The sequence below is a fragment of the Psychrobacter pasteurii genome, assembly GCF_900162815.1.
Classification (GTDB): domain Bacteria; phylum Pseudomonadota; class Gammaproteobacteria; order Pseudomonadales; family Moraxellaceae; genus Psychrobacter; species Psychrobacter pasteurii.
In genome coordinates, this window is record NZ_FUGD01000219.1 from 1 (window position 1) to 5875 (window position 5875).

A 5875-nucleotide genomic window follows, 5' to 3' on the forward strand; every position below is an offset into this window, starting at 1 on the left:
GTTCTTAAACTTAGATGGTAGTAAGTTTTCTACTAGTAGAGAGCATCTAATTTGGGCAAAAGACTTTTTAAGTGAAAATAATCCTGAATTGGTTCGCATGTATTTAGCTCGTGTAAGACCTGAGCAATCAGAAAGTAATTTCTCTGTTAATGATTATTGCTCTTATATAGAAAAAGAGATTGAAGGTAGGCTTATTAAAAATATCAATCGATTTTGGGATATTATAGATGAAGTTAGCGATAGTAAAATACCCGAAGCCGGTGCTTGGAATGCGTCAACCAAACAGTCTTATAAAGTAATACTTGATTCTTATAACGTAATTATCAGTGCACATCAAGCGAGTTCGTTTTCCACGCATCTACTAATGAAAAACTTAGAAAATCTATCAGAAGTTTTAGAGTCAAATTGTAATATGTTAGATTTTTTGAAAAATATTAATTTAGAAAAAGACTTAGTACGTACTTTAATAGCAATTTCTTCATTGGCTATAAAAACTATTAGCATAGCAATGGTTGGTATTGCTCCTAATTTCTCTAAAAGACTAATGTCAGAGATTAGTCCAAGCGATCAAATTAAGATTGAGAACCAATTAAGCTTCGTTGCAAGTGGTCAAATAGTAAGTCCGAAGAAACAGGAATATTTCTAAAATGAGTAAGCTTATAAAGATAGCAATATGTGGGCCTATGAGTGGCCCACGTAAAGCTTACGGTGAGATGCTAATTGAAGAAAGTAATGTGCTTAAAAGTAATTTTGTCCAATTGGGTTACTTTGATGATATGGCTCAAGCAGATCAAGCTATAAAAATTGCAAAAGAAATAGTTAGCCAACAATATGATTTAGTTATTGGTCATTTTAATAGCTATTGCAGTATGGCTGTTAAAGAAATTTACAAAACAGCAAAAATTGGTTTTATTTCACCTTTATCGACTCATCCAGAACTTAGGCTAGAAACTGGAGGTGCTATCTTTAGTCCGTCAGATAAAAATCAAGTTCGTTTGGTTGTTGATACCGCATTAGCTAATAGTAGAATAATTTACGCACTCAATGATAGCAGTGAGTATGGTAGAAGATTAACTGAGCTATTGATGGCAGAATCTAAGTTTGTGCAGGTTAGACAGTCTACAGCAGAATTTGCTGAAGAAGAAAAAGATCAGATATTGATATTTCTATCAGGTGCTCATTGCAATATTTTAAATTTTCATAAAGAACTTAGAGAAATAGCTCCTGATTCAATGATAGTTTGTTGTGACGATTGCTATATAGAAGAGTATCAAGAATCTATTAAAGCTATATCTAACCATAATGATTATTTGGTAGGACAACCAAATGGCCATCGTGGCAGTTTAACCACATCGTTTGAGTACTTAAAACATCTTATTTGCCACATAGGTTCTGACGATATACTTTATGATTTTGTAGGTAAGAACATTGATCATTATCAATTTTTAGATGATGGTCGTATAGAAAGTCAAGGATTTGAACTGATTCCAATCAATACCTTTTAACTTTCAAGGCTATGTAATGAAAAAATTAAAATTTGATATTATCATTATCGGCGGTGGTATAATGGGTCTTTCTACTTTATATCATCTAGTATCTAAAACTAATCTAAAGGTAGCTTTAGTAGAAAAATCTAGGTTAGGCTCAGGGTCTACTAACAAGTCAGGAGGATTTGTACGTTCTTTTCATACAAAGCGTAGAGAGATTGATTGGAGTATTGATACACTAAATTTTCTGAGGGATCATAAATCTCAGGTAGATTTCAATCCAATTGGTAGTTTATTCATGACTAATCTATTAACTAAGAATGTAATTGAATCTTTAGTAGATACGATTAGCAAAAAAGGCGAAAATATAAATTTACTTCAAAGAAATGAATTTAATGAATTTATACCTAACTTAGTAGTTTCTGAAGATCGTCATATCATAAGTGAACCTAATGCTGGTTATGCAGACCCATTAAGAACTTGTTTACTTTATGCTGAATTGTCAAAGAGAAACGGTGCCTACATTTTTGAATGCGCTGAAGTTAAAGATATCATTTTGGATGATAAGCTATGCGTTTACATAGATGGCATAGAACTCATAACCGAAGCGGTCCATGTTAGTGTAGGAGCATGGTCTTCATCTTTATTAAAGAAAGTAGGATTATCATCTGAAGTATTTTCTAAGGGTATCCAAGCAGATACTTTTTACGTTGATAACAATGAGTTTTCTAATTTTTGTTTATTAGATAGTGAGACTGATATATACACTCGTCCCTATGGTCCTAACCAACAACTAATTGGTAGTGCGACTGAATTTTTTAATATTAAAATGGATGCATACGATAAACCTGACGAGAGACAATGTCAGAAAACTTTAAGTAAACTTAATAATATATTCGAAGTTGATATAAAATCTTTAACTCCTATTGGCGGTAGAGTTGGTTTTGATGGCTATAACCAAGAGATGCGTGGCAAGATATATCAAAGTGATATATTCCCTGGTATATCAGTTTCCGAAGGTTGGAGCGGAGCAGGATTTAAACTGGCACATGGAGCAGGAAAAAGCGCTTCAAAAATTATACTAGAGTCATTACATTATTATGCATAAAAAAATTATTGGTATTTCGCTTGTTATATTGTTTAATATCTTATCAGGTGTACAAGCTGTTTATTTATCAGGTCTGCTAAAGGAAGCCAATGTATATGCTACACTTTGTATATGTTTTTCCTTTGTCACAATTGTCTTTATATTAATTAATGTAATTTCTAATAAACCAATTAAAAGTAGCGTTAAAAAGAATTATGCTAATTTAGTCATAATTAACGTTACAACATTAGGGAATTGGCTAACTTTTTTTATAGCACTCAAGTACATTGAGCCTGCAATGTCTTCTGCTTTGGCTAACTCGATAGCTCCAACGGTTACCTTATTTGCGACATATTTTTTCTTAAAAGGTTCTTTTCCTAAGCTGTCTCAGTTACTTGTTTCATTAGGTATATTTCTATCTATGGGGATAATGATTTTCGTTACCATAGCGGGTAAGAGTGCAAGCGGCACAACCGACATATCTTATTTGTGGCTAGGTGTTATTGCATCGTTAATCTGTGGAGTTTCAATAGCTTTTACGAATATTGTTTCTAAAAAACTAAATATTTCAGGTATCAATGCCAAAGAAATAATGATGTATAGGTTTGTTTTATTAATTATAGTTTGCGGTGTAGTAGCTGGCAGTGATGTTATAATAGAAACATTAAAAACTCTATTATTACCATTATTATTTATATCAATAATTGGTAACGTTATTCCACTATTCTCCCTTCAGCTTTCTATAGAAAAACTAGAACCAATAACAGTTTCATTATTACTCGTCTTAGCTCCTATATTTTATTTAATCATACAGGTATTTGATAAAAACATTCCTATTTCTCCGATCTCTTGGATAGCAATTAGTATCTCTATAGTCTTTGTTGCAATAGGGACGTTAACAAACTTAAAGGTGTCTAAAACATGACGAAAAAAACAATAGCTATAGTAGATCCTTATTCTAGTGGCGCTTTGCTATCACCATTATTTAAAGCAGATGGGCATATATGTATCGCAATTCACTCACTACAGAAAGTTCCTAGCATATTTGCTAGTAGTTACAAAAAAAATGATTTTGATATTGAGATTTTTTTTGATGGTGGAAATTTTGCATATATAGCTGATAAGCTCAAAAATTATGGTTGTAGCGTGATAATGCCTGGAGCTGAATCAGGCGTGACTTTAGCGGATAATTTAGCTCACTACTTAAAGCTTAATCACAATTTGTATGATTTGTCTAAGGCCAGACGTGACAAATTTGCGATGCAAGAATGCCTTAAGCAGAATGGATTGAAATATATCCAGTCACATGAAGTCAGTAACATTAAAGAGTTAAATGAAAAAGTGAATTCCTTGAGTTATCCAGTGATAATAAAACCTATTAACTCTGCTGGCTCTGACGATGTCTATAAATGTTACTCTTATGAAGAGGCTATCAAGGCAACCTCAATTATTCTTAATAAAGATAATGCTCTAGGTTTGTATAATGATAAAGTACTTGTTCAGGAATTTATAGAAGGGAGAGAGTATGTAGTAGATAGTATTAGTTGTGAAGGGCGTCATTTTACAACTAACGGCTGCCTTTATACTAAAATGGAAGCGAATGATTCTGATGTAGTGTACAGGAAGATGGAATTTCTACCTCCAGATTCAAAAGAGTTAATTGATATTATAGAATATAATAATAAAGTATTAGATGCTTTGGGATTTTTATATGGCCCTTCACATAGTGAAATAATGATGACAAATGATGGGCCAGTGTTGATAGAAACAGGTGCTCGTATCCATGGTGGATATTCACCAAGAACAGTGGCTGAAATTTCTAATTTGTCACAGCTAAACTTAATACTGCCTTCATATTGTGACGTAGATAAATTCAATGAGATGACAGAAAATGGCGTAGTATTCCATAAAAGTGCTTGTGTATTTTTTCTAGTAAACTACATTGAAGGTAATGTGAAAAGTTTGAACTTTACAAATAAAATAGAGTCATTACCAAGCTTCTATGATATGGTTTTTCTCGTCGAAAAAGGTGACTATTGTCCAAAAACAATTTCTTTATATACTTGTCCTGCTTGGATAGTATTGGCTAATAAAGATAGTAACCAAATAAGAAAAGATATCGACTTTATAAAAACGTTAGAAAAAAAAGGTATTTTTGAAATTTTATCAGATAATGAATAAGTTTTTTACACATGAATTAATACGGTTAACTATTAAAGTATAAAACTAACCTAATAGGAAAAAAGAATGCTAGATATTTCTACCATTAATAAAACAAAACCTTCTAAACTTGGTATCAACCCTTTAGTTAATGATCATTATCAAAGCTGGCTCACCTTGTGGCAAAAGTATCTTAGTTTCTATAACACCAGTCTCGCTGATTCAATCACAACGAACACCTGGCAAAACCTTCTAAATAACAATGTGCCTATTTATGGTTTTGGAGCTTGGCAAGGTGACACCTTAGTTGGCATTGTTCATGTGGTGTTGCATCCTAATACATGGGATACTACGGACTGTTGTTACTTAGAAGATTTATTTGTAAATAACACCGTTCGAGGTCAGGGTGTAGGTCGAGCATTAATTGAACGTGTTTATCAGTTTGCTGATAGTAAAAACTGTAACCGTGTATATTGGGTCACAGATAAAGATAATACGACTGCTAGACATCTATATGACTCAATAGCAAATCTTACTGATGTGATTCAATACCGCCACAACCTTTAACTTAAGTTATTATTTAATTGCATTTAGGGCGTGTCATTAATTAAGCCAAATGACATAAGAAACGGGATGAATAGCATTTGTAACTATCCCCTAAAATAACACAGCTCAAACGTAGAATTTCTTATAAAATACCCATAAGGAGTTTTGATATAATCAAACGAATGACTGAGACCCAAATAGTATCGATACTAAAAGAAGCAGAAGCTGGGATACCTGCAAAGAGCTGTGCCGCAAATACGGTATTGCTAGCTCGACCTTCTATAAATGGCGATCCAAGTATGGAGGCATGGAAGCGTCTAACGTCAAACGACTAAAAGAGCTTGTAGAAGAAAACCTTAGACCCAAACACATGTATGCTGATTTAAGCCTCAAAGCAGAAATGCAAAAAGATATTATAAAAAAGCTGTAGCGCCTGCTTGTGAACGCAAAGTCTGGGCACAAGAGTTATAGGCGCAGTATGGTGTCAGTATTGCGGTGGTAATCACCCCAAAAAATAATAACACGTAAAAGCAGAAACTAACTGCTAAAATACTAGCAGGAGATTTCGACATGAAAAAATCAAGATTTACCGACA

At 33.1% G+C, this 5875-nt stretch carries 7 protein-coding genes and 1 pseudogene; 7 read left to right on the top strand and 1 reads right to left on the bottom strand.

The window, feature by feature from the left end; translation table 11 throughout:
* The 7 genes and pseudogenes from A1232T_RS13515 to A1232T_RS14660 all read left to right on the top strand — a co-directional run.
* A partial coding sequence (locus A1232T_RS13515; RefSeq protein WP_143514026.1) for a class I tRNA ligase family protein occupies nucleotides 1-646 on the top strand: 646 nt, incomplete at its 5' end.
* A gap of 1 nt (nucleotide 647) precedes the next feature.
* Nucleotides 648-1505 carry a type 1 periplasmic-binding domain-containing protein gene (locus A1232T_RS13520; protein WP_143514027.1) on the top strand — a complete coding sequence of 286 codons (858 nt, stop codon included), beginning with the start codon at nucleotides 648-650 and terminating at the stop codon, nucleotides 1503-1505.
* A 16-nt stretch (nucleotides 1506-1521) separates the two neighbouring features.
* Entirely contained in the window at nucleotides 1522-2595 is a 1074-nt protein-coding gene (locus A1232T_RS13525; RefSeq protein ID WP_077449838.1) for an NAD(P)/FAD-dependent oxidoreductase, read from the top strand.
* Nucleotides 2588-3499, top strand: coding sequence for an EamA family transporter (locus A1232T_RS13530; protein WP_077449839.1), 912 nt, complete (start codon nucleotides 2588-2590; stop codon nucleotides 3497-3499). Before A1232T_RS13525 ends, A1232T_RS13530 begins: the two co-directional genes overlap by 8 nt.
* Complete coding sequence (locus tag A1232T_RS13535; protein ID WP_077449840.1) at nucleotides 3496-4755, top strand: ATP-grasp domain-containing protein; 1260 nt, start codon at nucleotides 3496-3498, stop codon at nucleotides 4753-4755. The genes A1232T_RS13530 and A1232T_RS13535 overlap by 4 nt, the downstream gene beginning before the upstream one ends.
* A 66-nt stretch (nucleotides 4756-4821) precedes the next feature.
* Nucleotides 4822-5301, top strand: a complete 480-nt coding sequence (locus tag A1232T_RS13540; RefSeq protein WP_077449841.1) for a GNAT family N-acetyltransferase — start codon at nucleotides 4822-4824, stop codon at nucleotides 5299-5301.
* 161 nt (nucleotides 5302-5462) lie between these two features.
* Nucleotides 5463-5704 (top strand): annotated as a pseudogene (locus A1232T_RS14660) (transposase); the annotation flags it as partial.
* Here the strand turns inward: A1232T_RS14660 and A1232T_RS14285 are convergent.
* Nucleotides 5694-5875 (bottom strand): hypothetical protein (locus A1232T_RS14285; RefSeq protein WP_208606959.1); only part of this gene is annotated, 182 nt, incomplete at its 5' end. The pseudogene A1232T_RS14660 and the gene A1232T_RS14285 overlap by 11 nt on opposite strands.

Bases quoted from the DNA above. Each gene is read 5' to 3' on its own strand.
- A1232T_RS13535 (WP_077449840.1), top strand. From the start codon at position 3,496: ATGACGAAAAAAACAATAGCTATAGTAGATCCTTATTCTAGTGGCGCT.
- A1232T_RS13530 (WP_077449839.1), top strand. From the start codon at position 2,588: ATGCATAAAAAAATTATTGGTATTTCGCTTGTTATATTGTTTAATATC.
- A1232T_RS13540 (WP_077449841.1), top strand. From the start codon at position 4,822: ATGCTAGATATTTCTACCATTAATAAAACAAAACCTTCTAAACTTGGT.
- A1232T_RS13520 (WP_143514027.1), top strand. From the start codon at position 648: ATGAGTAAGCTTATAAAGATAGCAATATGTGGGCCTATGAGTGGCCCA.
- A1232T_RS13525 (WP_077449838.1), top strand. From the start codon at position 1,522: ATGAAAAAATTAAAATTTGATATTATCATTATCGGCGGTGGTATAATG.